Source organism: Tsukamurella conjunctivitidis (genome assembly GCF_007858475.1).
GTDB lineage: Bacteria > Actinomycetota > Actinomycetes > Mycobacteriales > Mycobacteriaceae > Tsukamurella > Tsukamurella conjunctivitidis.
In genome coordinates this window covers 373,993-398,957 of record NZ_VIGX01000002.1, presented here as the reverse complement: position 1 = coordinate 398,957, position 24,965 = coordinate 373,993, and the positions used below count along the sequence as shown (strand labels likewise).

The following is a 24,965-nucleotide window of genomic DNA, read 5'->3' as shown; positions in this document are numbered from 1 at the left end:
CTCAGGGGCGCTCCGTCGCCGCCCGCTCGCGCCAGGGGTTGGTGAGCCGCGCGGCGGCATCGGCGAGCGCCCCGGCGACGGTCGCGACCCGCGCCTCGTCGACCTGCTCGGACGGGATGGCGACGCCGAGACCCAGCGGCGGGTCGCCCGGCGCCCACGCGGGCAGTGCGACCGCGATGCCCGTGACGCCGAGGGTGCCGTGGCCGGGGTCCAGGGCGTAGCCGCGCTCGCGCACGCGCGCCAGCTCGGCGCGGATCGCGGCGTCGGTGACCTCGCTGCCGTCGACGGCGCTGCGTGCGGGCACCGCGTCCGCGAGGGTCGCGTCGAGCTCGTCGTCGGGCAGGCCGGCGAGGAGGGCGTGGCCGGTGGCGGTGAAGACCGCGGGGAGCCGGGAACCGAGCGGGGTGCCGAACCGGTAGGGCACGCGCCCCTCGTGCCGCGCCAGGTAGAGGGCCTGGGCACCGTCGAGCATCGCGATCTGGACCAGCTCGCGGCGCAGCACGGGCGACGCGGAGATGACGGGGAAGAACTCGCGGACCTGGTTGAACTGCAGCGCGTACGCGCCGCCGATCTCCGCGGTGCGCCGGCCCAGGGAGAAGCCGCCGGGCACGCGGCGGATCATGTCGCCGTCCTCGAGGGCCTGGCAGAGGTTGGCGCACGAGGACTTGGCGATGCCGAGGCCGCGGGCCAGGTCGCTCAGGCTCAGGGCGGGGCTCTCCGACTCCGCGAGCAGGGCGAGGATCCCGATGGCGCGGGTGACCGCGGGCGCGGGGGCGCGCGTCTCGTCGGGCATCAGTAGAACTCCACCGTGTCGACGACGTTCGCCATCGGCGCACCGTCGAGCAGGGCGGTGGCGTTGCGGGCGAAGAGGCGGGCGATGCGGGTGCCCTCCTGCCGGCTCAGCGCCGCCGTGTGCGGACTGGCGAGCACCTTCGGATGACCCCACAGCGGGCTCTCCTGCGGCAGCGGCTCGGTGGCGAAGACGTCGAGGGCCGCGAAGCCGACCCGCCCGTCGTCGAGGGCAGTGAGCAGCGCATCCTCGTCGATGACGGTGCCGCGGCCCACGTTGGCGAGCAGGGTGCCGGGGCGCAGGCCGGCGAGGAGGTCGGCGCCGATGAGCTTCTCGGTGGCGGCCGTGCCGGGCAGGGTGACGACGATGGCGTCGGCCTGCGCCGCGGCGGCGGCGAGATCGTCGAGCGGGATCACGCGGTCGACGCCGTCCACGGGGCGGCCGCTGCGCGAGGTGCCCCAGACCGTCGATCCGCAGGCCTTGAACCGCGCGGCGGTCGCGGCACCGATGCCGCCGAGACCCACGATCAGCACGGTCATCTCGTCGAGGTGGCGCATGGACCAGCGCTCGGCGGGCCAGTGCCGCGCGGCCTGATCGGCCTCGAGGCGACGCAGTTCCTTGGCGCCCGCGAGGATCCCGAACAGGGCGAACTCGGCGAGGGTGGAGCCGTGTACGCCCGCGCTGGTGGTGAAGGCGACGCGCTCCAACTCGGCCGCGGTCAGGCCGGCCGCGCGCACCTGGGCGCCGCCGCCGGCCGCGGTCGCGTGCACCCAGCGCAGGGACGGGTTGGCGCGGACGGTGGCGGCGAGTCGTGCGGGATCCACGTCGGGGATGCCGAACAGGGCGTCGGCGCCCTCGAGGAGGGCGGCGAACGCGGCCTCCTGTTCGGGCGTGCGGGTGAACGCGGGGTCGCCCTCCCAGTCGGCGTCCCACCGGGCGGGGCGGTTGAGCGAATGGTCGCGCAGCAGCTCGACGCGGGGTTCGAGCCGCTCGATGAGCAGGCAGTCGTCCTCGGGCAGGTCGACGGCGAGGGCGGCGCGGAGCGGGGTCGAGGTCATGCGCCGAGTGTAGACAATCGGCCAACATACCGAACGGTATTCGCTAGGCTGGACGGATGAGTGAGGCTCTGGGCCCCGCGGGCGGGGCGACGATCGGCGTGATCGGACTGGGCGCGATGGGCGCCCCCATGGCGCGGCACCTGGCCCGCGCGCACGGGACCGTGCACATCACCGCGCGGCGCCCGCGCCCCGACCTCGTCGCCGACGGCGCCGTCCAGCACGCGGACGCCGCCGCGCTCGCGGCGGTCGCCGACGTGGTGCTCCTCATGCTGCCAGACCTGCCCGAGGTGGAACAGGTCCTCGCGGAGGGTCTGCTCGCGGGCGAGCGCCCGCTGCTGCTGCTCATCGGCTCCACGTCGTCCGCGCCGGGAGTCCGAGCTCTGGCCGAGCGCCTCGACCGCGAGACCGGCGGCCGGGTCCGCGTCGTCGACGCGCCCGTCTCGGGCGGCGAGGACGGCGCGGTCGCCGGCACGCTGTCGATCATGATGGGCGGCACCGAGGAGGACTGCGCCCTGGCCGCGACGGTCCTCGCGCCGTGCGGCACCCCGGTGCGGCTCGGACCGCTCGGGGCGGGGCAGGTCGCCAAGGCCTGCAACCAGCTCGTGGTCGCCGCGACGATCGCCGCCCTGGGCGAGGCGACGGTGCTGGCGGACCGGTCCGGCATCGACCTGGGCACGATGTGGGACCTGCTCGGCGGGGGCTACGCCGCCTCGCGGCTGCTGGAGACGCGCAAGGAGAAGCTGGTCACCGGCGACGACGCCCCGTCGGGGATGGCGAAGTACCTGCTCAAGGACCTGAAATCGGGTGCGGAGGTCGCGGCCGCCACCGGCACGGAGGCGGCACTGCTCCCCGCGCTGTTGACGGAGTTCCAGGAGATCGTCGACGCCGGGCTGGGCGAGCGCGACATGGCCGTCACGCGGCGGTTCATCGCCGAGCGGAAGCCGGGCGCCGAGAAGCTCTAGCTCACGGCTCCTTGGGGATCTGCCAGGTGCCGTTGGCGTTGCAGCTGAGCACGAAGCCCTGGCCGCGGTCGAGTGCCAGCTTGCCGACCTTGTAGCCCGCGCAGCTCTCGCCGATGCTGCCGCGGGCGTAGTCGCTGATGTCCGGATCGGCGTGGGCGGGCGCCGCCGCAAGGATGAGGGCGATCCCGGCTGCGGAGGCGATCGTGGCCGTCTTGATGAATGTGCGCATTTCGCACCACCTTTCGTCCCTGCTAACGCTAGGGACGAGGAGGTCGCGGCACATCCGGGCCGAACCCCCGGGTTCGGCGGCCTCACCTCAGGGCTGGACCCCTACGCCGAACGGGTGAGACGGCAGCGGACCGTCGGCTCAGATCAAGCGGCGGGTGAGCTCGTCGGGTGCGTGACGGAGCACGGCGCCCAGCGGCGTCCACGGCCACGACGGGACGGCGGCCTCCTTGGGCTCGCGGTCGATCGCCTTGACCAGAGCCTTCACACCGTCGTCGAGCGAGGACTTCATGGACGTCTTCACGCCCTTGTTGATGTCGGTCTCGATGAAGCCCGGCTTGATCACGGTGACGGTGATGTCGCTGCCCGCGAACTCGGCCTGCAGCCCCTCGCCCAGTGCGGTGAGACCCGCCTTGCTCGCGGAGTACGCGGCCTGCGCCTTGGGCATGCCGCGCTGCCCGGCGATGGACGAGATGAGCACCAGGTGGCCGCGGCCCTGTGCGCGGAAGACCTCGAGCACCGCCTCGGCCTGCGCGAGCGCGCCGGTGAGGTTGGTCTGCACGGTCTCCAGGTTCGCGTGCGCCTTGCCCGTGCCGAGCGGCGCGCCCTTGCCGATGCCCGCGTTGATGATGGCGCGATCGAGCCCGCCGAGCCGCCCGACCACGTCCGCGATCGCCACGGGCACGGCGGCGAAATCCGTCACGTCGAGCCGGCCGATCTCCACGGCGCCCGCCTTGGGGCACGAGGCGAGTTCGGCGCGCAGGGCCTCGAGCCGGTCGAGGCGGCGGGCCAGGAGCCCTACGTCCTCGCCGCGCTCCGCATACGTCCGAGCCATGCCTTCGCCGAGACCGGAGCTGGCTCCGGTGATGAGGATCCGCATTCCCCCACCCTAGCCACGCCGTCGGGCCGGGGGCCGTCGCCGACGGGGCCGCGCGCGTCGCCGTCGGGGGTCCGCGCGCCGTGGGCGTCGCCACCGCGGGCCAGCGCCGGGCCGCCGAGACCGGTGCGCGCGAAGAGCTGGATCAGCGGGCCGACGCCCACCGCGTACAGCACCGTGCCGATCCCGAGGGTGCCGCCGAGCAGGAAGCCCGCGATCACCACGAGCACCTCCATCGACGTGCGCACCACGCGCACCGACCCGCCGGTGCGCGCGACCAGGCCCGTCATCAGGCCGTCGCGCGGGCCGGGGCCCATGCCCGCCCCGATGTAGAGCACCGTCGCGAAGGCGTTGAGCACGATGCCGCCGAGCATCATGGGGATCGCGACGACCAGCGCCGGGTTCTCGGGGAACAGGGGCGCCATCGTGTCGAAGGCGACGCCGATGACGATCACGTTGGCAACGGTGCCGAAGCCGGGCTTCTGCCGGATCGGGACCCACAGGAGCAGCACCAGCGCGCCGACGATGATCGAGACGACGCCGACCGACAGGCCCATCTTCTCCGCGAGGCCCTGGTGCAGGACGTCCCACGGCATGTTGCCCAGGCCCGCGCGCAGGATCGCGACCATCGCGGTCCCGTACAGCCACAGGCCGACGAACAGCTTCCCGAGTCGAATCATCATGGCACCCACTCTGCTGCCAAGTGGCATGGCAATCCATAGCCAGTTCTGAGATACTGGCCTCGTGTTCCCCTCAACTGGCACTGTCGGGGCGGCCGCCCTCACCCGTCAGCTCGGCTCCTGGCGCCCCGACGGTCCGCGGCCCGCCTACCTCGCGCTCGCCGAGGCGCTGCGCCTGCTCGTGCTCGACGGGCGGGTCCCCGTCGGGACCGCGCTCCCGAGCGAGCGCGCGCTCGCCGCCCACCTGGAGGTGAGCCGCACGACGGTGACCACCGCCTACGCCGAACTGCGCGACAGCGGCCACCTGCAGTCCCGGCAGGGCGCGCGCAGCGTGCTCACGCTGCCGCACTCCGTCCCCGCCGAGCCCGCGGACACCGGTCCCGAGGCCGACCTGATCCGACTGAACATCGCGGCACCGTCGGCCCCCGACCAGATCGTGCACGACGGCTACCGGCACGCCCTCGAATGCGCGCCGCCCTACCTCGCGGGCATCGGCCTGTACCCGGGCGGCGTCCGCGCGCTGCGCGAGGCGATCGCGCGGCGGTACACGGACCGGGGCCTGCCGACCGATTCCGAGCAGGTGCTCGTCACCTCCGGCGCGCAGCACGCGCTGCGCGTCGTCCTCGACACGCTGGTGCATCCGGGCGATCGCGTGCTCATCGAGCAGCCGACGCACCACGGCACCATCCTCGCGATCCGCCGGCACAACGCGCGGCCCGTCGCCGTGGGGCTGCACCCCGAGCACGGCTGGGACCTCGACCAGCTCGAAGCCGTGGTCAAGCAGCAGAATCCACGGATCATCTTCACCATTCCCGACTTCCACAACCCGACGGGCCTGCTCCTCGACGAGGCCGGGCGACGGCGGCTCGGCGAGATCTCCGCGCGGTACCGGGTGCCCGTCGTCGTCGACGAGACGATGGCCGAGCTGGCCCTGGACGCACCCGCACCGCCGCCCGTCGCCGCGGTCGCGCCCCGGGGCGCCCGGATCATCACGCTCGGTTCGGCGAGCAAGACCATCTGGGCGGGACTCCGGGTGGGATGGATCCGCACCGAGACCGCGCCCGACTCGATGACCGCGGCTCGCTACGACATGGACCTCGCGGGCGCCGTCTTCGAGCAGCTCGCCGCCGGCTACGCGCTCGATCACCTCGCGGACTTCCTCCCCGCGCGCCTCGACTCGCTCCGCGCCTCGCGGGCCGTGGCGCTGCGGGCCGTCGCCGAGCACCTGCCCGGCGCGACCGTCTCCCCCGGCGTCGGCGGGCTGTGCCTGTGGGTGACGCTGCCGCGTCCCGTCGGCACGGCCACCGCGGCCGCCGCCGCGGGGCTCGGGGTGCGCATCGCCGCGGGCTCCGCCTTCGGGGTCGACGGTGCCCTCGAACGCAACATCCGCATCCCCTACTCGCTGCCCGCCGACCAGCTCGCCCGCGCCATCGAACTGGTGGGTGCGGCGTACCGTCGGGCGACGGGGGGCGTCCCCGCCGACGCGGACCTGGCGGGGCAGCTGGTCGTGTGACCTACGCGCCGCAGGCGGAGGGACGGGCGCGGGCGCCGCAGAACGCGGCATTGTCGAACGACGGTGCCGTGGAGATGATGTCGGCCTCGAGGTCGAGGCGCAGCGTGTCGGGCGTGAGGAGCGGCATGGCGCTCGATGGGCGCGCCGCTGTGATCACCTGCTCCGCGGTCACGTATCCCGAACCTGCCAGCCCGGTCGGCGGCGTGGTCACCACTGCCTTCAGCGCGAAGTCGTAGCTCACGCGGTCGACGCAGTTCGCGCCCCTCTGGTCGCAGACAGTCTTGTAGTAGCCGGTGCCGGTTCCGTCGGCGCGGATCGTGAGTCCGCGCCCGTGCCCGCTGTACCACTCCCTGAGCGGCGAAGCGCCCACTCGGGTGAAGTAGTGGCTCAGCCCACGCCCCGGGACCGACAGTGTCATCGACTGCCAGTCGATCGCGCCGATCAACATGCGGGTGCGAGGGTCACCCCCGGTCTGCACCGCAGCAACGGTCACCCCGTCCGACACCGCCACAGGGATCAGTTCCCAGCGGCGCGAGTCGAGGACACGCCCGGAGAAGTCCACGGTCTGCTGCGTGCCGTCGGCGAGGTACCGAACCCACACCGTGACCGTGGGTTCTGTCTTCAGCCAGGTCCCCACGACGAGGTCGCGCACGCGCTCGAGATCGGCGGCGGGCGCATTCGGCGCCGATGCCGTCGACGACGCCGTAGAAGGAGTCCAGGTGTCGACGATCGACTCACCCGGTGAACACGCCGAGATCGCTGCGGCCACCACCAGCACGACCGTGGATTTCACCCTCATGAATTAAGAGTAATCGAGCATCGATAGCAGATCACGAATATTTCCTCCGGTCGCTCACGCCACACCGGGATTCCAGGCCGTAGATTGCCCCCGTGACCTTCGGATCGTCGTTCCGCGCCCACCGATCCGCAGTGACGTCGAACACATTGGGTACTCCCCGGAATCATCGGGACCACGGTCCGGTTGTACGCCTCAGAATCGACGACCTCCGCTGGAAGGGACACCAACCATGGGAAAGAACAACACCGCACGTGACCTCGGACTGCTCGCCCTGCGCACCGCCGTCGGCGGGGCGCTCGCCTACCACGGCTCGCAGAAGCTGTTCGGGTGGTTCGGCGGCCACGGTCTCGAGGCCACCGGCCAGGGCTTCGAGTCCATGGGCTTCGCACCCGGCAAGCCCAACGCCGCCCTCGCCGGTGCGGGCGAGCTGGCCGGTGCCGCCCTCGCGCTCGGCGCCGCGACCCCGCTGGCCGCGGCCGGCGGCGTGGGCGCGATGCTCGTCGCCGCCGAGGTACACCGCCCGCAGGGCTTCGCCGCGCAGAGTGGCGGCAACGAGTACCCGATCACCCTCGGCGTCGCCGCCGCCGCGCTGGCCCTCACCGGCCCCGGCCGCTTCTCCGTCGACCACGTGCTGGGCGACCGCCTGAACAAGCCGTGGCTCGCGGCCGTCGCGCTGGGCGGCGCCGTCGCCGGCGGCGCGATCACCATCGCCCGCCGCAACGCCGCGCTCGCGCAGGCCGAGGCCGTCTCCCAGGAGATCGAGGACGAGGCCGCCGAGGGCGACTTCCTGCTCGGCGACTACGACCCGGAGACGGGCACGAACGACGGCGCGGACAAGCTCATCAAGTAGTCCCCGCCGCCGCGGCACTCACCGGCCGCGAGAGAGCGAATGCCGCCGGACCCCTCACCCAGGGTCCGGCGGAATCGTTTATCGCGCCTGCGCTTCAGGATGTCGAGTTCCGGGGCGACGCAGATGCGCTGGAACACCTGCACCGCCCCGGAACTCGACATCGTGAGAGCGACCCGGCTGTGGCACGGCGCGCAACAGAAAGCTCACCCACCGCTCACCGGAACAGTCCGGCCCCCAAGAAGTCCTCCGCACCCCGCACCCCGGGGACGGCGAAGAAGTAGCCGCCGCCGAAGGGCGTCACGTAATCGGTGAGCGGCTCGTCGATCAGGCGCTTCTGCACCTCCTCGAACTGCGCCTCGACGTCCTGCTGGAAGCAGAGGAAGACGTGGCCGCAGGCCATGTTGCCGTTCATGTCGAGCCCCAGGTCGTAGTTGTACGACCGCCGCACCAGCCGCTGCTTCTCCGTCTTCTCGCCCTCGCGCGGATTGGCCAGGCGGATGTGCGAGTCCATCGGGATCACGTCGCCCTCGGGGTCGGCGGCGAAGTCGGGCTCGTCGGTCTCGGCGGCGCCGTCGAGCGGGGCGCCCGAATCCCGGCGGCGGCCGAACATGCCCTCCTGCTCGGCGATCGACACGCGGTCCCAGAACTCGACCATCATCCGGATCAGCCGCACCACGAAGTACGTGCCGCCCGTCGCCCACGCGGGCTCGCCGCCACCCGTGACCCAGATCAACTCCTCGGCCTGCGCGCCGACGGGGTTCGCGCTGCCGTCCTTGAAGCCCATGAGGTTGCGGGCGGCGCCCTCGGGCCGCGGCGGTGCGCCGTAGCCCTGCATCTTCCACCGCAGCTGCATCGCGCCGCGGGTGTGCTTCGCGATGTCGCGCAGCGCGTGGTGCACCGTGTCGGGGTTGTTGGCGCACAGCTGCAGCACCAGGTCGCCGTGCATCTGCGCGGGATCGGGCTGGTCGTTGGGGAACACCGTCATCGGCTTGAGCTTCGCGGGCTTGCGGCCGCCCAGCCCGAACCGGTCGTCGAACAGCGACGCCCCGACGCCGAGGGTGACGGTGAGCCCGTCGGCCGGGACCACCGGACCCAGCACCGCGCTGTCGGCGGGCGGCTTGCCCACACCCAGGTTCGCCGGGGTGCCGCCCGCCGTGAGGAACCGCGCCCGGTCGGTGATGGTGCGCAGCAGCTGCTCCAGTCCGGCACGGTCCGGCGCGATCACGTCGAACGCCGCGACCATGAGCGCGGCCTGCTTCTCCGCCGGGGCGGGCGTCAGGATGCCGGACTGGTGCTCGCCCTCGAACGGGTAGGAATCGCGCACCGTCGGGCCCGAGGACTGTGCGGCGTCGCTGCGCGCGCCCCCGGCCAGCACGCCGCCGACGGCGGCCACGCCCACGGCGCCGACCGCCGCGCCCTGCAGGAACTTCCGCCGCCCGGTCCCGGACTCCTCCGGCGCGGTCATCTGCTCATCGCTCATGCTTGGGGATCTCCAGGAGGTTGGGCACGGCGGACAGGGTCTCGAGGGCCTGCCCGACGGTGCCGTTGATCTTCTGCCGCAGCGCCAGCGCGGGCTGCTCGAGCGGCGGGTAGGTGCCGTCGGGCCGCTTGACGGCGTCGAGGGCCTTGACGATGTCGTCCAGCTCCCGGCGCGCCGTGGGCAGCAGGTCGGGCACGCGGGGCGCGAGCAGCGGCTCGAGGACGCGGAGCACAGCGCGGGTGGCCTCGACGTCGGCGGCGGTCGCCGCGTAACCGGCGTGCGCGCCCTGGTCGCTGACACCCGTGAGGTGATCACGCAGGGCGTCCTCGAGGATCTCCTGCGCGCGCTTGGTGAGCGTGATCGGATCGCCCGCGATGTCGTCGGTGCGCAGGTCCGTGCGCACCTTTGCGACCCCTTCCAGGGTCTTGTCGACCTGCGCCGTCAGCGCCGCCGACGGTTCGCCGGTCCACAGTCCGTACTCGATCCGCCGGATGCCGGAGAACTCCGGGTCGCGAACGCCGTCGGCGAATCCATCGGGCAGGCCGGCGACGGCGGTGCCCGCCTCGCCGAAGCTGTTGTACGAGGCGCCGACCTTCTCCCAGGCCGTCATGGCATCGAGCCACGCCGCCTTCGCGCCCGCGGTGTCGCCGCCGCCCAGTGCGCCCTTGACGCGGGTGAGCGCGGACTCGACGGCCGGGAGCACCGTCAGCACGTAGTCCTGGTACTTGGCGTTCGCGCCGTCGAGGCCGTCCTTGGTCACCCGCGCGACGGGCTTCGGCGCGTCCGCCCCGCCACCGGAGACGGTGAACTGCTCGGAGCGGGTCTCCTTCTGGCCGGCCAGGTAGCAGACGAACCGGTAACTGCCGTTGCCCAACGTCGCGGACAGGTCGGCGGTCGTGGCCGGGCCGAGGGTCTCGATCTCGCCGACGACGGCGTCGCCGCTGTCGACGAGCGTGATCTCGCCCGACTTGCCGGACTTGTTCGTCACGGTGATCCGCTGCTGACCCGCGGCGGCGCCCGTGAAGCCCCTGGCGCAGTCCGCCTCGGTGACGGTGACGGCGCCCGCGGCGGCGGGCTTGGCCGGCAGGACCGCGATGATCAGGCCCGCGACGAGGAGCGGCACCAGCACGACGACTGCGGCCGCGAGGCCCGTGCGCGTCCCCGCGAGGCGCGCGGCCCAGGACTCGAACCGGCTCTTCTCCTCGGGCGTCGCGGGCGCCGGCTTCGTGCCGAGGAAGACCCCCAGCACGATCACGAGGTAGGCGAGCCACGCGAAGACCTGCAGCACCGTCATCTTCGGGGCGAGGTTGGTGATGCCCCCGATCAGCGCGACCCACCACGAGTCGGTGCTGATGCTGCCGGACAGGTCGAAGGCGACCCAGGTGCGGCCGGGAAGGACGCCGGCGTTCTGCAGGTCGCCGAGGCCGTAGGCGAGGACGCCCGCGGCCACGACGATGAGCAGGATGGCGGTGTACCGGAAGAACGTGGCGAGGTTGAGCCGCACCGCCTGCCGGTAGAGCAGCACGCAGATGCCGAACGCGACCGCGAGGCCGAGCGCCGCGCCGACGGCCGGGCCCACCGCGTCACCCGAGGCCCGGGCGGCGGTCCACAGGAAGAGCGTGGTCTCCAGGCCCTCGCGCGCGACGGCGAAGAAGGCGGTGAGCACCAGCGCGCCCGCGCCGAGCACCATCGCGGTCTCGACGTCGGCGCGCAGCCCCTTCGACAGCGACGCCGCCGTACGCCGCATCCAGAAGATCATCATCGTCACGAGCAGCACCGCGAGCACGCTCAACGTGCCCGCGACGACCTCCCGCGCCGTGGCCGACAGCTCCGACGTGGTGAAGGTCAGCACCGCGCCGAAACTCACCGACAGCGAGGCCGCGCCCAGCGCGCCCAACCACACCGGCACCCGCGAACCGCCCGACTTCTTCACGGCGGCGAGCAGGATGCTCACGATCAGTCCCGCTTCCAGGCCTTCACGCAGGCCGATGAGGAAGTTCGGGACGGCATCACCCCAGTTCATGCCTAGAAGGTAAGGCACGCCTTCAATCGACTATGCAGCGATGCCTAACCTCAGGGCGGTTTGGGCTCATTTCAGCAGTTTGGACATCCGACGGTCCGCCAGCACCTTCCCGCCCGTCTGGCAGGTGGCGCAGTACTGGAACGACCGGTCGGCGAAGGAGACCTCGCGCACCGTGTCACCGCAGACGGGGCACGGGCTGCCGGTGCGGGCGTGCACCTTCATCCCCGAGCGCTTCTCCGCCTTGAGCGTGGCGACGTGCTGCCCGACGGACCGCTCGACCGCGTCCTCGAGCTCGGATCGCATCGCCGCGTACAGGGCGTCGGCCTGCGCGTCGTCGAGCGACTTGGCCGCGGCGAAGGGCGAGAGCTTCGCGGTGTGCAGGATCTCGTCGGAGTAGGCGTTGCCGATGCCCGCGAGGGTGCGCTGATCGCGCAGCAGGGTCTTGAGCTGCGCCCGCGATCCGGCGAGGATCGCGCCGAACTCGTCGCGGGTGACGGCCAGCGCGTCGGGGCCCAACGTCGCGACCATCTCGATCTCCTGCGGGTCGTGCACGATCCACACGGCGAGCCGCTTCTGCGTGCCCGCCTCGGTGAGATCGAAACCCTCCCCCTCCGGTCCCACGTGCACGCGCAGCGCGATCGGCGACTTGCCGCCGGGCCGCAGCGGAGTCGGCGAGAGCTTGTCGGACCAGCGCAGCCACCCGGCCCGCGAGAGGTGCACGACGAGGGCGAGGGCCTCGTCGCCCCGGCGCAGGTCCAGGACGAAGTACTTGCCGATCCGGCGGGTTCCGGTGACGGTGGCCCCGACCAGGTCGTGCGGGCCCGGCGCGTAGGTCTTGAGCACGGACAGCGCCGCCACGTCGACCCGCCGGACCTGCGTGCCGACGGCCTTGGCGCCCACGTAGTCCGCGATCGCGGTGATCTCGGGAAGCTCCGGCATGACCCCACTCTAGGGTGGGGGTATGACCTTCTTCGGCCGTTCCGACGGTGGCGCCCTGTCCGACATCGAGCTCGCCGCCGAGATCGCCGACGGTGCCGGTCGGATCCTGCAGGCCATCCGGCACGGCTCACTGCTCGACGACGGGGTGCTGGGCGACACGGGCGACCGGCTCGCGCAGGCGTGGATCGCCCGCGTGCTGCGCCGGTACCGGCCCCAGGACGCCGTGCTCTCCGAGGAGGCCCCGGACTCCGCGGAGCGCCTCTCCGCCGAGCGGGTCTGGGTGATCGATCCGCTCGACGGCACCCGCGACTACTCGGCGCACCGTCCGGACTACGCGGTGCACGTCGCGCTCACACAGAACGGCCAGCCAGTGCACAGCGCCGTCTCGCTGCCCGCGATGGACAAGGTCTTCCGCTCCGACACCGTCACCGCTCCCGCCGGCGCCCTCACCGGGAACCTCGCACTGTCGCGCAGTCGCGCGACGCCCGGCATGTTCCGGGTCGCCGACCAGCTGGGCCTGACGCCCGTCTCCCTCGGCTCCGCGGGAGTGAAGACGATGGCCGTCGTCACCGGGCAGGTCGACGTGTACCTGCACGCGGGCGGCCAGTACGAGTGGGACTCCTGCGCGCCGGTCGGCGTCGCGCGGGCCGCGGGGCTGCACTGCTCGCGCCTCGACGGCTCCGAGCTCACGTACAACAACCCCGACCCCTACCTCCCGGACCTCGTCGTCTGCCGTCCCGAGCTGGCGGAGAAGGTGCTCTCGGCGCTGAACTGACCCATGAGCGGTTGGACCGGGTCCGTGCACCTCGGCGTCGGAGCCCTCGCCTACGACGGCCCCGTCGGGACGACCGGGCGGCACCGGCACGCGGCGTGGCAGCTGCTCGCGCTGCGCTCCGGGACGGTCACCGTCACCGTCTGGCCGCCCGACGGTCCGCCCGAGGTCCGGGAGGGTCTGTCGGCCTTAGTGATCCCCGCCGGGACCGAGCACGCCGTCGGGCCCGTGTCGCCCGATGCGACGGGCCTTACCGTGTACCTCGATCCGGCGGCGGTGCCGCTGGCGCTGCCCGAGACGCCCACTGAGGCCGATCTGCGGCACCTGGCGACCGCGCGCGACGGCCTGCGCCCCGTGCACCCGTACGTGCTGTCGGCGCTGGACGCGGTGGAGCGGCGACGGTCGGAGGCGGTGTCCCTGACGGCGGTGGCGGCCGAGATCGGCGTCTCCGCATCGCATCTGAGCCGGCTGTGGCGCCGCGACCTCGGCCTCGCCTTCCCGGCGTGGGTGCGCTGGTCGCGCCTGCGCGCGATGGCCGAGCGGGTGCGGGCCGGCGCGTCGATCACCGACGCCGCGCACGCCGCCGGCTTCGCGGACGGGGCGCACGCCAGCCGCGTGTGCCGGGAGATGTTCGGCCTGTCGCCGCAGCAGCTGCTGGCCGCCCTCGGCTGATCCGATCGATCCGTACAAGCCCCGGGGCCGGTGTCGGCGCGAGGGTGGACGGCATGAAGAACCTGCTCCGCTACGGCTATCCCCTGCTCATGCTCGTCGGCGTGAACGGCACCGTCATCGCGCTCGCCGGCTCGGGCGCCCCGAAGATCGCGCTGATCGGCGTGGTCCTGGCCGCGATCGCGCTGTCCTTCGCCGCCGAGCGCGTCATCCCGTACGAGCGGGCCTGGAACCACTCCCACGACGACGCGGGCCGCGACGTGGCGCACGTCCTGGTCAACGAGTCGCTGATGCTCGCCTCGCTAGCGGTGATCCCGCTGGTGGCGGCAGTGCGCGGCCCGGGCTCGTGGTGGCCGCACGCGCTGCCCTTCTGGGCGCAGGTGCTGCTCGCGGTGCTCGTGGCCGATCTGGGGATCACCGCGGTGCACATGGCGAGCCACCGGTACGGCTGGCTGTGGCGGCTGCACGCGGTGCACCACAGCGTGACCCGCTGCTACGGGCTGAACGGGCTGATGAAGCACCCGCTGCACCAGACGCTGGAGACGCTCGGCGGTGTCGCGCCACTGCTGGTCCTGGGCATGCCCGTGCCGGTCGCCTCGGCGCTCGCCGCGATGGTCGCGGTGCAGTTGCTGATGCAGCACTCCAACGCCGACTACCGGGTGGGGCCGCTGCGGTCCGTGCTCGCGCTCAACGAGGGGCACCGGTTCCATCACCAGCGCGAGGCCGGGGCGGGCGACGTGGACTTCGGGCTGTTCACACTGCTCTGGGATCACCTGTTCGGCACCTACGTGCTGGACCGCCGGCGCCGCTTCACCAGCGCCGACCTCGGCATGGCCGCCAAGCCCGACTATCCGGCGGGGTACCGCCAGCAGCTCGTCGCGCCGTTCACCGCCGCCGGCGGCTGCGGCGAGATGGGCCCGCTCCCGCGCCGGACGGTGCGCGATCGGCTGCTGTCGGTGGGCCGGCGGACCGGGTAGCCGGAGCCCGCGGGTCCGGTTCGTCCGCGCTGCCGCCGGCCGTCGGGGGTGGTAGGACAGCACCGTGACCTCCGCACAGAACTCCGGCGTCTTCCGACGCAGCGACGGTGCCCGCACCAGCGTCCGCAACGACCTCACCGACCTCGCTCCGCTCGTGATCGTGGACGGGCACTTCCCCGACGACGTCCCGGTCGACGCGGGCGCGGCGCGCTGCGACATCGAGGACTACGACCCGCGGAGCCTCGTCGGCACGACCGGCCTCGTCATCCGGCGCGCGAGCGCGCCCGGCTTCGGCACGTGGGAGCGACTCGACGCCTGGCCGGCCTGACCGCCGGGTGAAGGCTGCGTGACACCTCGGCGAATCCGCGCCGCGGGGATTGCCCCGCGCGCCCCGGCGCGGGATCGTTACGTCATGAAACGAATTGCCGTGAGCGTCGTCGCCGCCGTCCTCGCCGCCGGGTCGGCGACCGTCACCGCGGGTCCCGCGGCCGCCTGGGGCGTCGAGGGCCACCGGATCGTCGCCGACGTCGCCCAGGCCGGGCTGACCCCGACGGCCGCGGCGCAGGCGGCGTCCCTCCTCGACGGCGGGAACCTCGCGAGCGTCGCGTCGTGGGCGGACGACACGCGGTCGGCCGCCACCGCGCCGTGGCACTACATCAACATGGGCGAGAACGGCTGCAGGTTCGACGCCGCGGCGAACGGCAACGGCGGCAGCAACGTCATCGACGCCATCCGGAACCAGAGCGCGATCCTCGCCGACCGGAGCAGGCCCCGCGCCGATCGCGCGAACGCCCTGAAGTACCTCGTCCACTTCGTCGGCGACATCGAGCAGCCCTTGCACACCGGCTACGCCCGGGACCGCGGCGGCAACAGCACCGCGGTGACGTACAACGGCAGGTCGACGAACCTGCACGCACTGTGGGACTCCGGCCTGCTCACCGCCGCCACGCCGGCCGCCGTCGCCGCCCTGCCCGCGCCGGATCCCGGCAGCACCGATCCGGTGGCCTGGGCCGAGGCGAGCTGCGCCATCGCCGTGACCGTGTACCCGGCGTCGTCGACGATCGACTCCGCGTACGTCGCGAAGTTCACGCCCGTCCTGGAGAAGCAGCTGCGCCTCGGCGGCGCCCGGTTGGCCCGCCTGCTCAACGACGTCCTCACCGCCTGACCGCGGCCCGGCCGGCGCGGGGGACTACGGCCGGCGGAGCAGGTAGACGTCCATGATCCAGCCGTGCCGCTCGCGCGCCTCGGCGCGGGCGCGGACGATCCGCTCCCCCACCTCGCCGACGGGGCCGTCGATGAGGATCTCGTCGGGCGTGCCCAGGTAGGCGCCCCAATAGATGTGGTCCGTGGGCTCGGCGGTCGCCCGGAAGGTGCAATCGGCGTCGAGCATCACCACGGTGTTGCGACCGTCGTCCTCGTGCAGGCGCCGGCCGGTGGTGATGTGGATCGGCTCGCCCACCCGGTTGAGCAGGATCGCGTGCGCGGCGGTGAGCGCCTGCACGCTGGTGATGCCGGGGATCACCCGCGGGACCAGCGGAACCGTCGCGGCCACCCGCTCGAGGACCCGCAGCGTCGAATCGTAGAGCGACGGGTCGCCCCACACCAGGAAGCCGGCGCTCCCGCCCTCGAGGACGTGCTCGACGATCGCGGTGGCCAGCGCGGCGGCGCGGGCGTCGTGCCAGTCCGAGACGTGGGCGGTGTAGGCACCGTCGGGCCGGGAGGCGCCGCGCTCGGCGGATCGGTCCCGCGGCGGGTCGGGCACCAGCACGACGGGGACGCCGGGCGCGTACCGGTCGACGATCTCCTGCCGGATCCCGGTGAGCGTGCCCGCGTTCGGCTTGTCCAGGACGAAGAGGGCGTCGGCCGCGCGCATCGCCTCGATCGCGCCCACGGTGATGTGCCCCGGGTCGCCGGCGCCGATGCCGATGACCAGCGCCGTGCGGGTCACGCGATCGGCTCGCTGTACATGTTCAGCGTGGCGGTGAGCAGGTCGATGCGGTTCTGCTTGAGGGTCTCGTTCGTCGGGTCGATCACGCAGTACGACGCGGTGCCCTCGTGCACGGCCAGCAGGGCGTAGCCCAGTGCCTCGGGCGCCGTGACCCGGCGACCGGCGGCCTCGAGGACGTGCATGACCGTGGGGATCATGTTCGCGAGGAGCATCTGCTGCGCATCACGGACCGTCTGGTTCAGCTCGGGGGTGCGGGTGCACAGCGCCACGAAGTCGCCGTTCACGCGCTGCCAGCGCTCGTTCACCGGGATCGCGCGGACGGCCATCTCGATGAGCTTGCCGTAATCGGCGCCCTGCACCACGTAGGTGTCCACGACCTTCGCCATCACGTCCATGATCCACTGCACGTGGAACCGCCAGACCTCGATGAACAGCTCTTCGAGACTGGTGAAGTTGGAGTAGAAGGCACCGCGGGTGAAGCCGGCCGCCTCGCACACCATGGTGACGTTCGTCGAGCCGTAGCCGTGCTGCGCGAACACCAGGTACGCCGCCCGGATCAGCCGCCGACGGGTCCGCGCGCGCCCCTTGGGATCGTCCGTCGGTTGCAGCGCCACGGTCATCCGGCCGTCCCCGCCGTCCCTGTGGGACAGAATTGGCGTCGCTGTGTCATCGGCTCAGTGTACCCGTCGGTAGCGTCGGCTTCAGCCGGACTTTAAGCGACCGCCAACCGTCGGCGCCTAGCGTTGCGGGCATCACGTCGTAGGAGGTCCACAATGCCCGATTCACCGCCCGCGCCCGCATCCGGTGCGTCCCGGATCGCCGGGCTCGTCCTCGCCGTCGCGGGCGCCGTCGGCCTCGTCGCCGCGGTCTTCGTCACCTGGTACCGAGTGACCGCGCCGCTGCCCGACGTCGCCCGGCTGGGCGGCCTGCCCTCCGAGATCGAGGCACGGATCAACGGGATCGGCACCGTCACCATGCCCGCGTACGACAACCTCGACGTCTCCTCCTCCGTGCCGAACGACGTCGCGTGGGGCGGGTGGGCCGCGATCGCGATCGCCGTCGCGGCCGTGGTCGCCGCGTCCGCGGCGGCCTTCGGCCCTGCCACCTGGCGCGCCGTCGGCGCCTGGGGGGCGCTCGCCTGCGGCGTCCTGGGCGCCGCCCTGGGCCTCTACGCGCAGCTCGTCCCCGTCGGTTCGCAGCCGGTGTCCGTCGGCGGCTTCACCCTGCAGGTCGACACCGCCGCCTCCGTCGGGCCGCCGGTCGTGTGGATCGCGGCGCTGCCCCTGCTCCTCGGCGCGGTCCTCCTGGATCGTGCCCGACGGTCCGCCCCCGCCACCGTCGGGCAGCCGGCGCAGGCACCGCAACTCCCGGCATCGCCCTACGGGCCCGCCGCACAGGTGCCCCGCGGCCCGATCCCCGGAGCGCCGCGTCCCGGAGCGCCCGCGCCCGCAGCACCGCCGGCTCCACAGCACGCGGCGCCGGCACCGTCGAACCAGCGGTTCCCGCAGGCCGACCCGGGCTGGGCCCGCCCCGTCGCACCGCCGCAGGCCCCGCCTCCACTGCCCGACCCGGTCCCCGACGCGCAGGCCCGCACCGCCGTGGCGCCGGTCGCGCAGCGCCGACCGCAGCCCGAGTGGGACCGGAACTGGCCCGGCGCGGTACCGCCGAAGCCGGGCCCGCCCACGCCGTCGGAGCAGCACACCCAGGTCGTGAAGCGGCCGCCCCGCCCCGTGCGGGTCTCGCCCAAGCCCGAGACCGACGCGCTCCCCCGCCGCGACCCGCGGTTCGACAGCCCCACGCAGCCCTGAGCCGCCCGATCACCCCTCCAGCTCGGCGACGCGGGCGCGCAGCCGGTCGATCTCGGCCTGCAACTCCGCCTCGCGCTCCGCGGCGACCTTCTGATAGGCCGCGCCGAGCTGCTTGATGTAGTCGCGGTCGAAGCGCGGGATGATGCTGCGCTGGCAGTTCCAGTCGTAGGCCTCGACGGCCACCTCGATCACGCGCCGCTGCTCGCTCTCGCGCACCGTCCCGCGACCGAAGACCTTGAGCCGCACGCGGCGTGGGTAGTCGACGAAGAACATCGCGAGGCGGTCGTCCTCCGCCAGGTTGCCGAGCGTGACGAACTGGTTGTTGCCCGGCAGGTCGATGAAGCCGAGCCGCCCCGTCTCCGGGTCGTGCTGCACGAATCCCGCCGGGCCGCTGCGGTACTGCAGGTAGGGCCAGCCGTGCGGGGTGATGGTGGCGAGACAGAACTGATCGGCGCGCGAGATCATGAGCAGCTCGCGGTCCGTGAGGGGCTGCGGCCCGTCGTCGCCGCGCTCGAGCTGCCGGCCGTAGGCCACGTAGCTTCCGTTGCGGCGCTGCCGTTCCAGAGCCTCGTCGCCGAAGACCAGGTGATGGTAGTGATTGTTCGGCACGTCCCGAACATACGCCGCGGTGCGCGGTCGTCCGTCCCCGGGAATGTGGGGACGAGTGACCGCGTGCGCCCCGACTACGATGGCCGGGTGGCGGACGAGATCGTGATCTACACCGACGGCGCGTGCCTGGGGAACCCCGGGCCCGGGGGCTGGGGCGCGGTACTGCGCTTCGGCGAGCACCAGAAGGAGCTGTACGGCGCCGAGAAGGACACCACGAACAACCGCATGGAGCTCATGGGCGCGATCTCGGCGCTCGAGGCGATCACGCGGCCGATGCCCGTGGTGCTGTACACCGACAGCTCGTACGTCAAGAACGGCATCACCAAGTGGATCGCCGGCTGGAAGCGCAACGGCTGGAAGACCTCCGCCAAGCAGCCCGTGAAGAACGCCGAACTGTGGCAGCGCCTGGAGAAGGCCGCCGCTCTCTACGAGATCGACTGGCGCTGGGTCAAGGGCCACGCGGGCAACGAGGGCAACGAGCTCGCCGATCAGCTCGCCTCCCGCGGCGCCCAGGAGGCGCGCGACTCCTAGCCCCGTTCCGAACGTCGGGTTCTGCGGGGCACCGACGGCGGATTCGGCTTCGGACCGTCGAAGAACCCGAGTTTCGGAACGCGACCGCGGCGGGCCGGCCGCAGTTTCGGCGGCGCATCGGCGACCCGGGCGGTGACGCGGGTCGCGACGGCCTGGGGCGCGGCGAACCGTCGGGTCCACTTCGCGCCGTCCCACCAGCGCATCCGCGTGGAGCCGGCCGGATCGGGGTACCAGCCCGCGGGCGCGACGGGCGGCGGCAGCTCCGCCCTGCGTGGCAGGGGCAGTCGCGCGGGAACGGCAGTGGGCAGCTTCAGCACGGGCACGCGGCGGGACGCACTCCGAACGGGCGTGCGCCGCCGCGCCGCCGGGGCCACGCTCACGCGCAGCGGGCCGACGTCGGTACTCGCGCGCACCTTCATCCGACCGACCATGCACCGATCATGCGCTGGTCAGGCCGCGCTCAACTCCAGAATCGCGATCTCGGGCGGCGCTGCGACGCGCACCGGCGGCCCCCAGGCACCGGCGCCGCGGCTGGTGTAGACGGGCATGCCGTCGACCGATTCGAGTCCCTGCAGTGCCGGCTGCTGGAGCTTCACGAAGTACCGGAAGGGCCAGAGCTGGCCACCGTGCGTGTGCCCCGCCACCTGCAGATCGGCTCCGCGCGCGGCGAACTCGCGCCCCTGGAGCGGCTCGTGGGCGACGGCCAGCGCGAACCCCGCCGGGTCCACACCGGCGAAGGCCGCGTCGTAGTCTACGGCCAGCGGCGCGGTGCCCTTGCGGTCGTTGACGCCGACCACGGTGACCGCGGCGCCGCCCCGCTCCAGGCGCACCGCCTCGTTGACCAGCGGCCGCACGCCCACGTCGCGCCACCGCTGCACCCAGTTCACGGCGTCGCCGGCGTAGTACTCGTGGTTACCGGTCACGGCCAGCACGCCGAACGGCGCGCGCAGCCCGCGCAGCGGTGCCAGGTCCTCGCCGATCTGCGCGACGGTGCCGTCGATGAGGTCGCCGCCGAGGATCACGACGTCGGGGTTCTCGGCGTTGGCGCGGTCGACGACGCCCTGCACGAAGGACCGCGTGCGCACCGGACCGGCGTGGATGTCGGTGATCAGCGCGACCCGGAGAGTGCCGAACGCCGCCGGCATCGACGCGAGCCTCACCGGCGTGTGCGTGACCCGCGGCGTCGCGGCCTCGACCAGCCCGTACAGCGTGGCCCCGACGGCCCCCACCACGCCGACCAGCGCGACGGCGCGACGGAGCGGCGCACCGTCGAACCCGGGACGGACGAGGCGGACCAGCCGGCTCAGCACCCACAGCAGCCCCAGCACCAGCAGGGTGAGCAGCAGGTAGAAGACCGTCGCGAGCCAGGTGAGGCCGACGGCGCTGATCCAGCGGACGCGGTCGGGATCGATCCGGCCGTTGCCCGCGAGCAGGCCGACGGGCGTGGCCAGCGTGAGGAGCGCGGCGACCACCACGGCGAGGGTGCCGGCGATCCGGGCCGGGCGCGCGCGCCAGTGACGCACGACCCGCCGCTGGAGCAGGGCGAGCGACGCCAGGGTGACGATGAGAACCACGATGACGCCGGTGGGCACGCGCGTCTCCCCCTCATGATGATGCAAACTCGGACATCCGAATGTACCCGGCGGGCTCCCCGTGGCTACACTCGTGCCGCACGCCCCCGTAGCTCAGTCGGATAGAGCGGATCTCTCCTAAAGATCAGGTCGCAGGTTCGATTCCTGTCGGGGGCACCGGATCGGCGCGCGTCACTTCGCACGCTTGGCGACCGCGTTGACGAAATCGGCGAGCATCTGCTGCTCCGAGTCGGCGGACTGGGCGGTGCCGCCGGTGGCGTCGGCGATCCTCCGCAGCGCCGGCAGATCGGCGTCCTTGCTGATGCCGACGGTGTGGATGTTCACCGGCCGCGCCGGGTCCACCAGCTTCTTCAGCTCCGCGACGAGCTCGTCGAGGGTGGTGCCGCCGTTCTTCTCGTTGCCGCCGTCGGTGAGCAGGATCAGCGAGTTCGAGTAGGCGGGGTCGAAGTCCTTGACCGCCTGCCGGTACGCGGCGAGCGTCGTGTCGTAGAGCCCGGTGCCGCCGCGGACGCGGCCGGGCAGCGAGTTCACACCCTCGAGCAGCGCCTGCCGCTGCGTCTTGTCGCCGCGCTTGTCGGACAGCCGCGCGGTGGGCACCACCTCGGTCCAGTCCTTGCCGCCGTTCGCGGCGAGCGAGAACGTCCACAGGCCGACGGCGTTCGCGTCGGGGATCTGCGTGACCACCTTGGTGAAGCCGGAGGCGAGCATCCCGATGCGGGTGGTGTCGCCGACCTTCTCGTCCATCGAGCCGGAGGTGTCGACCACGACGAGCGCCTTCAATGGCACGGCGAGGGTGCTGTACGCCTGCTCGGCGCGCGCGAGCCGCGTGCGGTCGGGGTCCGGCAGGACCGTCACCGCGCCCACGCCGCCCGACGGTGCCTCCGCCAAGGCGGTGCCGCGCAGGCCTTCGCGTGCGAGGGCCGCGACCCCGTCGGCGGAGGTGAAGGCCTTGGCGAGGCGCGCGCCGGCGTCGGAGGCCGCGGCCTTCCGGTCGCCGGTGGCGGCGACGGCGAGGAGCAGTTCGTCGCGCGGGGCGCCGGTCTTCGGCACGACGGCCGCGAGGTCGCCCCGGCCCTTCTTCTCCGCGAGGTAGGCGAACTCGGGCACGACCACGACGCCGCCCTCCGCAGCCGCGGCGGCGACGGGGGCGCCGGCCACGCGCTTGGCGGCCTGGGCGTACTGGGCGAGCACCGCGTTGAGCGCCTGATCGTCGCCACCACCGGGGCGGGTGGATTCGGCGACGGCCGCGGAGACGGGGGCCGCGGCGTACGGGGAGTCCGCGGGCACGGCGCGGATGGTGGCCTGGGTCATCGCCTCGGACCAGCTCGCGGGTTGCGGGACCGCGGTGCCCGCCAAGACGATCGGGGACGCGGCCACGACGGTGGTCGGCAGTTCCCGGCTGAGCTGAGCGGAGACGGCGTCGGCGCGCAGCCGCGACGGCGCGATCCACAGATCGGCCGCGCCGCTCTGCAGCCGTCCGGCGGACTCGCGGTCGGGCGCCTCGCTGACCGCGAACGTCGTGCACGGGTCGGAGGCGAGCGACGCCTGCGCGCGCACGGCCGGCGCGAGCGCGGGATCGGCCATCACGGTGACGGTGTGCCGGTCCCCGCAGCCCGCGAACTTCCCGCCGACGATGGCGACGATCCCGGCCACGAGGACCGCGACCAGCGCGGCCCCGAGCAGAAGCCGCGCGAGGTTGCGCCCGCGCGGCTTCTCCGGCGCCGAGTCACCCGGCGCGTAATGACGACCCATGAGAGCAGTGTCGCCCTTTCTGAAGGTGTGTTACTGCTGCTGACCCTGCGGACCCTGCTGGTCCTGGGGCCCCTGCTGGCCCTGCTGGCCGCCGGCGAACTTCTTCGCGGCGTCCTGCGCCTTGTCCACGTGCGAGGCGTACTTGCCGCCGGTCTTGCCGTCGATGAAGTCGCCGGCCTTGTCGATGACTGCCGGGTTCTTGCCCAGCGCTTCCTTGGCCTTGTTGACGAGGTTCTTGAAATCCATGCGTGCCAGGCTAGCGGACCGTCGACCACCAGTCGGCTGTACCAGCGATGATCCCGCCCGGGGCACCATCGACCCGACCGCCCGGCATGGGGATGATCGTGGTGACCCCGGCTTCCTCAGCGGCGGCGAGGAGCCGCTCGACGGGCTCGGACCAATCGTGAAAGGCGAGGTTGAAGGTGGCCCAGTGCACCGGCACGAGCGGGGCGCCGGGCTTGGCGATCATCGCGTGGATCGCGACGGCCTCCTCCGGATTGGTGTGCACGTCAGGCCATAGCGGATCGTAGGCGCCGATCGGCAGCAGCGTGAGGTCGAACGGGCCGAAGTGGTCGCCGACCAGCTTGAACCGCTCGGTGAAGCCGGTGTCGCCGCCGAAGAAGACGGCGTGGTCCGGGCCCACGAGCGACCAGGACGCCCACTGCGTGGAGTTGCGGGTGAGGCCGCGGCCGGAGAAGTGCCGGGCCTCGGTGCACACCACCTTGAGGCTGCGCCCGTCGCGCTGCAGCACGTGGGCCTGGTCCCAGTCCAGCTCGACGATGCGCTCGTCGGGCACGCCCCACGCGCGCAGGTGCCCACCGACGCCGATCGGGACGCAGAAGACGACGTCGCGGGAGCGGGTGAGCTCCTCGATCGTGGGCAGGTCGAGGTGGTCGTAGTGGTCGTGGCTGATGATCACCGCGTCGATCTCGGGGAGCGCGCTGAGCGCGACCGGGACCGGGTGCAGACGGGCCGGGCCGATGGTCGGCGACGGGGAGACCCGCTCGCCCCAGACCGGGTCGGCGAGGACGCGGAAACCGTCGACCTCGATGAGCGCCGACGAGTGCCCGTACCAGGTGACGGCGAGGTCGGACGCCCGCTCCGGGGCGGGCACCGCGACCAGTGGGATCGGGTTCGCCGGCCGCCCCTGGCCGTGCCGGGCCCGTCCGATGACCCCGCGCGCGATCTTGCCCGCGTCGAACCGCTCGTGCGGGCTGTCGGGGTCGGAATTGGTGTAGACGGTGTCGACCCGCGCGCCCATGGAGCGGCGCAGGCCCCGCGCGGCGCGCGCGATCGAGGCGCCGGTCACGCCCGCTGCGGCGCCCGCGACGAAGGTCGCGGCGGTCCTCAGGCGCACGTCAGCGGCCCTGGAAGCGCGGCTCGCGCTTCTCGATCCGGGCCATGATGGCCTCCTTGAGGTCCTCGGAGTCCCAGACCGCGTGCAGGCGGGCCTCCTCGGCCTCGGTGAGCGGCTCGACCGCGACGTCGGACTTGAAGAGCGCCTTGTAGTTCTGCAGCGACAGCGGTGCCAGCCCGGCGATACCGCGCGCGAACTCGAGCGCCGCCTCACGGTCGCCGATGGCGTTGGCGAAGCCCAGCTCGGCGAGCTTCTCGGCGCCGATCTTCTGCGCGGCCATGAGCACGCCGCGGGCGTGACCGCCCCCGACGAGATCCTCCAGGCGTCGCAGCGTCCACTTGTCGATGGTGACACCCAGCTTGGCGGCGGGGATCGCGATCGTCGCGCTGGGATCCAGCACGCGGAGATCGGCGACCATCGCCATCTGCACGCCCGCTCCGACGGCCGGGCCGTTGAGCGCCGCGACCACGATCTGCTTCATCGACTCCACCCGGCGGTAGAACCGGATGACCCGCTCCATGAAGGTCTTGTCGAGCACGGCCCCGGACCGCAGATCCGCCCCCGCGGAGAAGACGGTGCCCTGGCCGGTGAGCACGATGACGAAGACCCCGTCGGCCTCCGCGCGATCGAACGCCGCCTCGAGGCCGTCCATGATCTCGGGGTTGAGGGCGTTCCGCGCTTCGGGGCGCTGGAACTCGATGACGGCGACCTTCTCCTCCAGCGTGTAACCAATCATGGCCCGCAATCTACGCTA

At 72.9% G+C, this 24,965-nt stretch carries 28 protein-coding genes and 1 tRNA gene; 11 read left to right on the top strand and 18 right to left on the bottom strand.

Translation table 11 applies throughout. The annotated features are described in order from the left end of the window. Position 1: 1 nt before the first annotated feature. Both FK530_RS05925 and FK530_RS05920 read right to left on the bottom strand, forming a co-directional pair. Positions 2–793, bottom strand: a complete 792-nt coding sequence (locus FK530_RS05925) for an IclR family transcriptional regulator (protein ID WP_146486088.1) — start codon at positions 791–793, stop codon at positions 2–4. Further along, entirely contained in the window at positions 793–1,848 is a 1,056-nt protein-coding gene (locus FK530_RS05920; protein WP_146486087.1) for a D-2-hydroxyacid dehydrogenase, read from the bottom strand. Before FK530_RS05920 ends, FK530_RS05925 begins: the two co-directional genes overlap by 1 nt. Before the next feature lie 56 nt (positions 1,849–1,904). On the opposite strand from FK530_RS05920, the gene FK530_RS05915 reads away from it, so the two are divergent. Further along, positions 1,905–2,810, top strand: a complete 906-nt coding sequence (locus FK530_RS05915) for an NAD(P)-dependent oxidoreductase (protein ID WP_146486086.1) — start codon at positions 1,905–1,907, stop codon at positions 2,808–2,810. A 1-nt stretch (position 2,811) separates the two neighbouring features. On the opposite strand, the gene FK530_RS05910 is transcribed toward FK530_RS05915, so the two are convergent. From FK530_RS05910 to yczE, 3 genes are all read right to left on the bottom strand, one after another. Continuing rightward, the gene (locus tag FK530_RS05910; protein WP_146486085.1) at positions 2,812–3,039 is read right to left on the bottom strand and encodes a hypothetical protein; all 228 of its coding nucleotides are present in this window, start codon (positions 3,037–3,039) and stop codon (positions 2,812–2,814) included. A gap of 138 nt (positions 3,040–3,177) precedes the next feature. Then, positions 3,178–3,915, bottom strand: coding sequence for an SDR family oxidoreductase (locus FK530_RS05905; protein WP_146486084.1), 738 nt, complete (start codon positions 3,913–3,915; stop codon positions 3,178–3,180). Beyond that, a complete protein-coding gene (gene yczE / locus FK530_RS05900; RefSeq protein WP_231706512.1) occupies positions 3,834–4,595 on the bottom strand; it encodes a membrane protein YczE in 762 nt (253 codons plus the stop codon). Before yczE ends, FK530_RS05905 begins: the two co-directional genes overlap by 82 nt. A gap of 61 nt (positions 4,596–4,656) precedes the next feature. Here yczE and yczR point away from each other — a divergent pair, with 61 nt between their 5' ends. Continuing rightward, complete coding sequence (gene yczR / locus FK530_RS05895; protein ID WP_146486083.1) at positions 4,657–6,105, top strand: MocR-like transcription factor YczR; 1,449 nt, start codon at positions 4,657–4,659, stop codon at positions 6,103–6,105. Between the two features lies 1 nt (position 6,106). On the opposite strand, the gene FK530_RS05890 is transcribed toward yczR, so the two are convergent. Beyond that, on the bottom strand, positions 6,107–6,904 hold the full coding sequence (locus FK530_RS05890) for a hypothetical protein (protein ID WP_146486082.1): 798 nt from the start codon (positions 6,902–6,904) through the stop codon (positions 6,107–6,109). 229 nt (positions 6,905–7,133) lie between these two features. Here FK530_RS05890 and FK530_RS05885 point away from each other — a divergent pair, with 229 nt between their 5' ends. After that, the gene (locus FK530_RS05885; RefSeq protein ID WP_146486081.1) at positions 7,134–7,754 is read left to right on the top strand and encodes a DoxX family protein; all 621 of its coding nucleotides are present in this window, start codon (positions 7,134–7,136) and stop codon (positions 7,752–7,754) included. Positions 7,755–7,968: 214 nt separating this feature from the next. On the opposite strand, the gene efeB is transcribed toward FK530_RS05885, so the two are convergent. The 3 genes from efeB to FK530_RS05870 form a co-directional block, all read right to left on the bottom strand. After that, a complete protein-coding gene (gene efeB, locus FK530_RS05880; RefSeq protein ID WP_231706511.1) occupies positions 7,969–9,234 on the bottom strand; it encodes an iron uptake transporter deferrochelatase/peroxidase subunit in 1,266 nt (421 codons plus the stop codon). Then, positions 9,224–11,257 carry an iron uptake transporter permease EfeU gene (gene efeU / locus FK530_RS05875; RefSeq protein WP_146486080.1) on the bottom strand — a complete coding sequence of 678 codons (2,034 nt, stop codon included), beginning with the start codon at positions 11,255–11,257 and terminating at the stop codon, positions 9,224–9,226. Before efeU ends, efeB begins: the two co-directional genes overlap by 11 nt. Before the next feature lie 66 nt (positions 11,258–11,323). Beyond that, the gene (locus FK530_RS05870) at positions 11,324–12,196 is read right to left on the bottom strand and encodes a DNA-formamidopyrimidine glycosylase family protein (protein WP_146486079.1); all 873 of its coding nucleotides are present in this window, start codon (positions 12,194–12,196) and stop codon (positions 11,324–11,326) included. Positions 12,197–12,218: 22 nt separating this feature from the next. Here FK530_RS05870 and FK530_RS05865 point away from each other — a divergent pair, with 22 nt between their 5' ends. The 5 genes from FK530_RS05865 to FK530_RS05845 all read left to right on the top strand — a co-directional run bounded on the left by FK530_RS05865 (position 12,219) and on the right by FK530_RS05845 (position 15,779). Next, on the top strand, positions 12,219–12,971 hold the full coding sequence (locus tag FK530_RS05865) for a 3'(2'),5'-bisphosphate nucleotidase CysQ (protein WP_146486078.1): 753 nt from the start codon (positions 12,219–12,221) through the stop codon (positions 12,969–12,971). A gap of 3 nt (positions 12,972–12,974) precedes the next feature. Further along, positions 12,975–13,640 carry a helix-turn-helix transcriptional regulator gene (locus FK530_RS05860; protein ID WP_146486077.1) on the top strand — a complete coding sequence of 222 codons (666 nt, stop codon included), beginning with the start codon at positions 12,975–12,977 and terminating at the stop codon, positions 13,638–13,640. Between the two features lie 53 nt (positions 13,641–13,693). Then, complete coding sequence (locus tag FK530_RS05855; protein WP_146486076.1) at positions 13,694–14,614, top strand: sterol desaturase family protein; 921 nt, start codon at positions 13,694–13,696, stop codon at positions 14,612–14,614. A 64-nt stretch (positions 14,615–14,678) separates the two neighbouring features. Continuing rightward, entirely contained in the window at positions 14,679–14,942 is a 264-nt protein-coding gene (locus tag FK530_RS05850) for a hypothetical protein (RefSeq protein WP_146486075.1), read from the top strand. Between the two features lie 84 nt (positions 14,943–15,026). Next, a complete protein-coding gene (locus FK530_RS05845) occupies positions 15,027–15,779 on the top strand; it encodes a S1/P1 nuclease (protein WP_146486074.1) in 753 nt (250 codons plus the stop codon). 24 nt (positions 15,780–15,803) lie between these two features. On the opposite strand, the gene cobF is transcribed toward FK530_RS05845, so the two are convergent. Together cobF and FK530_RS05835 are read right to left on the bottom strand one after the other, a co-directional pair. Then, complete coding sequence (gene cobF, locus FK530_RS05840) at positions 15,804–16,562, bottom strand: precorrin-6A synthase (deacetylating) (protein ID WP_146486073.1); 759 nt, start codon at positions 16,560–16,562, stop codon at positions 15,804–15,806. Continuing rightward, on the bottom strand, positions 16,559–17,182 hold the full coding sequence (locus tag FK530_RS05835; protein WP_146486072.1) for a TetR/AcrR family transcriptional regulator: 624 nt from the start codon (positions 17,180–17,182) through the stop codon (positions 16,559–16,561). The genes cobF and FK530_RS05835 overlap by 4 nt, the downstream gene beginning before the upstream one ends. A 153-nt stretch (positions 17,183–17,335) precedes the next feature. Here FK530_RS05835 and FK530_RS05830 point away from each other — a divergent pair, with 153 nt between their 5' ends. Then, complete coding sequence (locus tag FK530_RS05830) at positions 17,336–18,370, top strand: hypothetical protein (RefSeq protein ID WP_146486071.1); 1,035 nt, start codon at positions 17,336–17,338, stop codon at positions 18,368–18,370. A 9-nt stretch (positions 18,371–18,379) separates the two neighbouring features. On the opposite strand, the gene FK530_RS05825 is transcribed toward FK530_RS05830, so the two are convergent. Beyond that, on the bottom strand, positions 18,380–18,979 hold the full coding sequence (locus tag FK530_RS05825; RefSeq protein WP_146486070.1) for a pyridoxamine 5'-phosphate oxidase family protein: 600 nt from the start codon (positions 18,977–18,979) through the stop codon (positions 18,380–18,382). A gap of 87 nt (positions 18,980–19,066) precedes the next feature. On the opposite strand from FK530_RS05825, the gene rnhA reads away from it, so the two are divergent. Then, positions 19,067–19,510 carry a ribonuclease HI gene (gene rnhA, locus FK530_RS05820; RefSeq protein ID WP_146486069.1) on the top strand — a complete coding sequence of 148 codons (444 nt, stop codon included), beginning with the start codon at positions 19,067–19,069 and terminating at the stop codon, positions 19,508–19,510. Here the strand turns inward: rnhA and FK530_RS05815 are convergent. Both FK530_RS05815 and FK530_RS05810 read right to left on the bottom strand, forming a co-directional pair. Beyond that, entirely contained in the window at positions 19,507–19,941 is a 435-nt protein-coding gene (locus FK530_RS05815) for a DUF2510 domain-containing protein (protein ID WP_231706510.1), read from the bottom strand. The two genes, rnhA and FK530_RS05815, sit on opposite strands and share 4 nt — an antisense overlap. Before the next feature lie 18 nt (positions 19,942–19,959). Continuing rightward, positions 19,960–21,102, bottom strand: coding sequence for a metallophosphoesterase (locus FK530_RS05810; protein ID WP_146486068.1), 1,143 nt, complete (start codon positions 21,100–21,102; stop codon positions 19,960–19,962). A gap of 82 nt (positions 21,103–21,184) precedes the next feature. On the opposite strand from FK530_RS05810, the gene FK530_RS05805 reads away from it, so the two are divergent. Next, a tRNA-Arg gene (locus FK530_RS05805) sits at positions 21,185–21,258 on the top strand. A gap of 15 nt (positions 21,259–21,273) precedes the next feature. Here FK530_RS05805 and FK530_RS26860 read toward each other — a convergent pair. Genes FK530_RS26860 through FK530_RS05785 form a run of 4 tightly spaced genes read right to left on the bottom strand, consistent with a single transcriptional unit; the run spans position 21,274 to position 24,947 of the window. Next, positions 21,274–22,854: a VWA domain-containing protein gene (locus tag FK530_RS26860; RefSeq protein ID WP_146486067.1), complete on the bottom strand. Its 1,581-nt coding sequence runs from the start codon at positions 22,852–22,854 to the stop codon at positions 21,274–21,276. 30 nt (positions 22,855–22,884) lie between these two features. After that, on the bottom strand, positions 22,885–23,100 hold the full coding sequence (locus FK530_RS05795) for an antitoxin (protein WP_146486065.1): 216 nt from the start codon (positions 23,098–23,100) through the stop codon (positions 22,885–22,887). Positions 23,101–23,110: 10 nt separating this feature from the next. Next, on the bottom strand, positions 23,111–24,205 hold the full coding sequence (locus FK530_RS05790) for an MBL fold metallo-hydrolase (protein WP_231706528.1): 1,095 nt from the start codon (positions 24,203–24,205) through the stop codon (positions 23,111–23,113). A 7-nt stretch (positions 24,206–24,212) separates the two neighbouring features. Further along, entirely contained in the window at positions 24,213–24,947 is a 735-nt protein-coding gene (locus FK530_RS05785) for an enoyl-CoA hydratase (protein WP_146486063.1), read from the bottom strand. Positions 24,948–24,965: the final 18 nt, after the last annotated feature.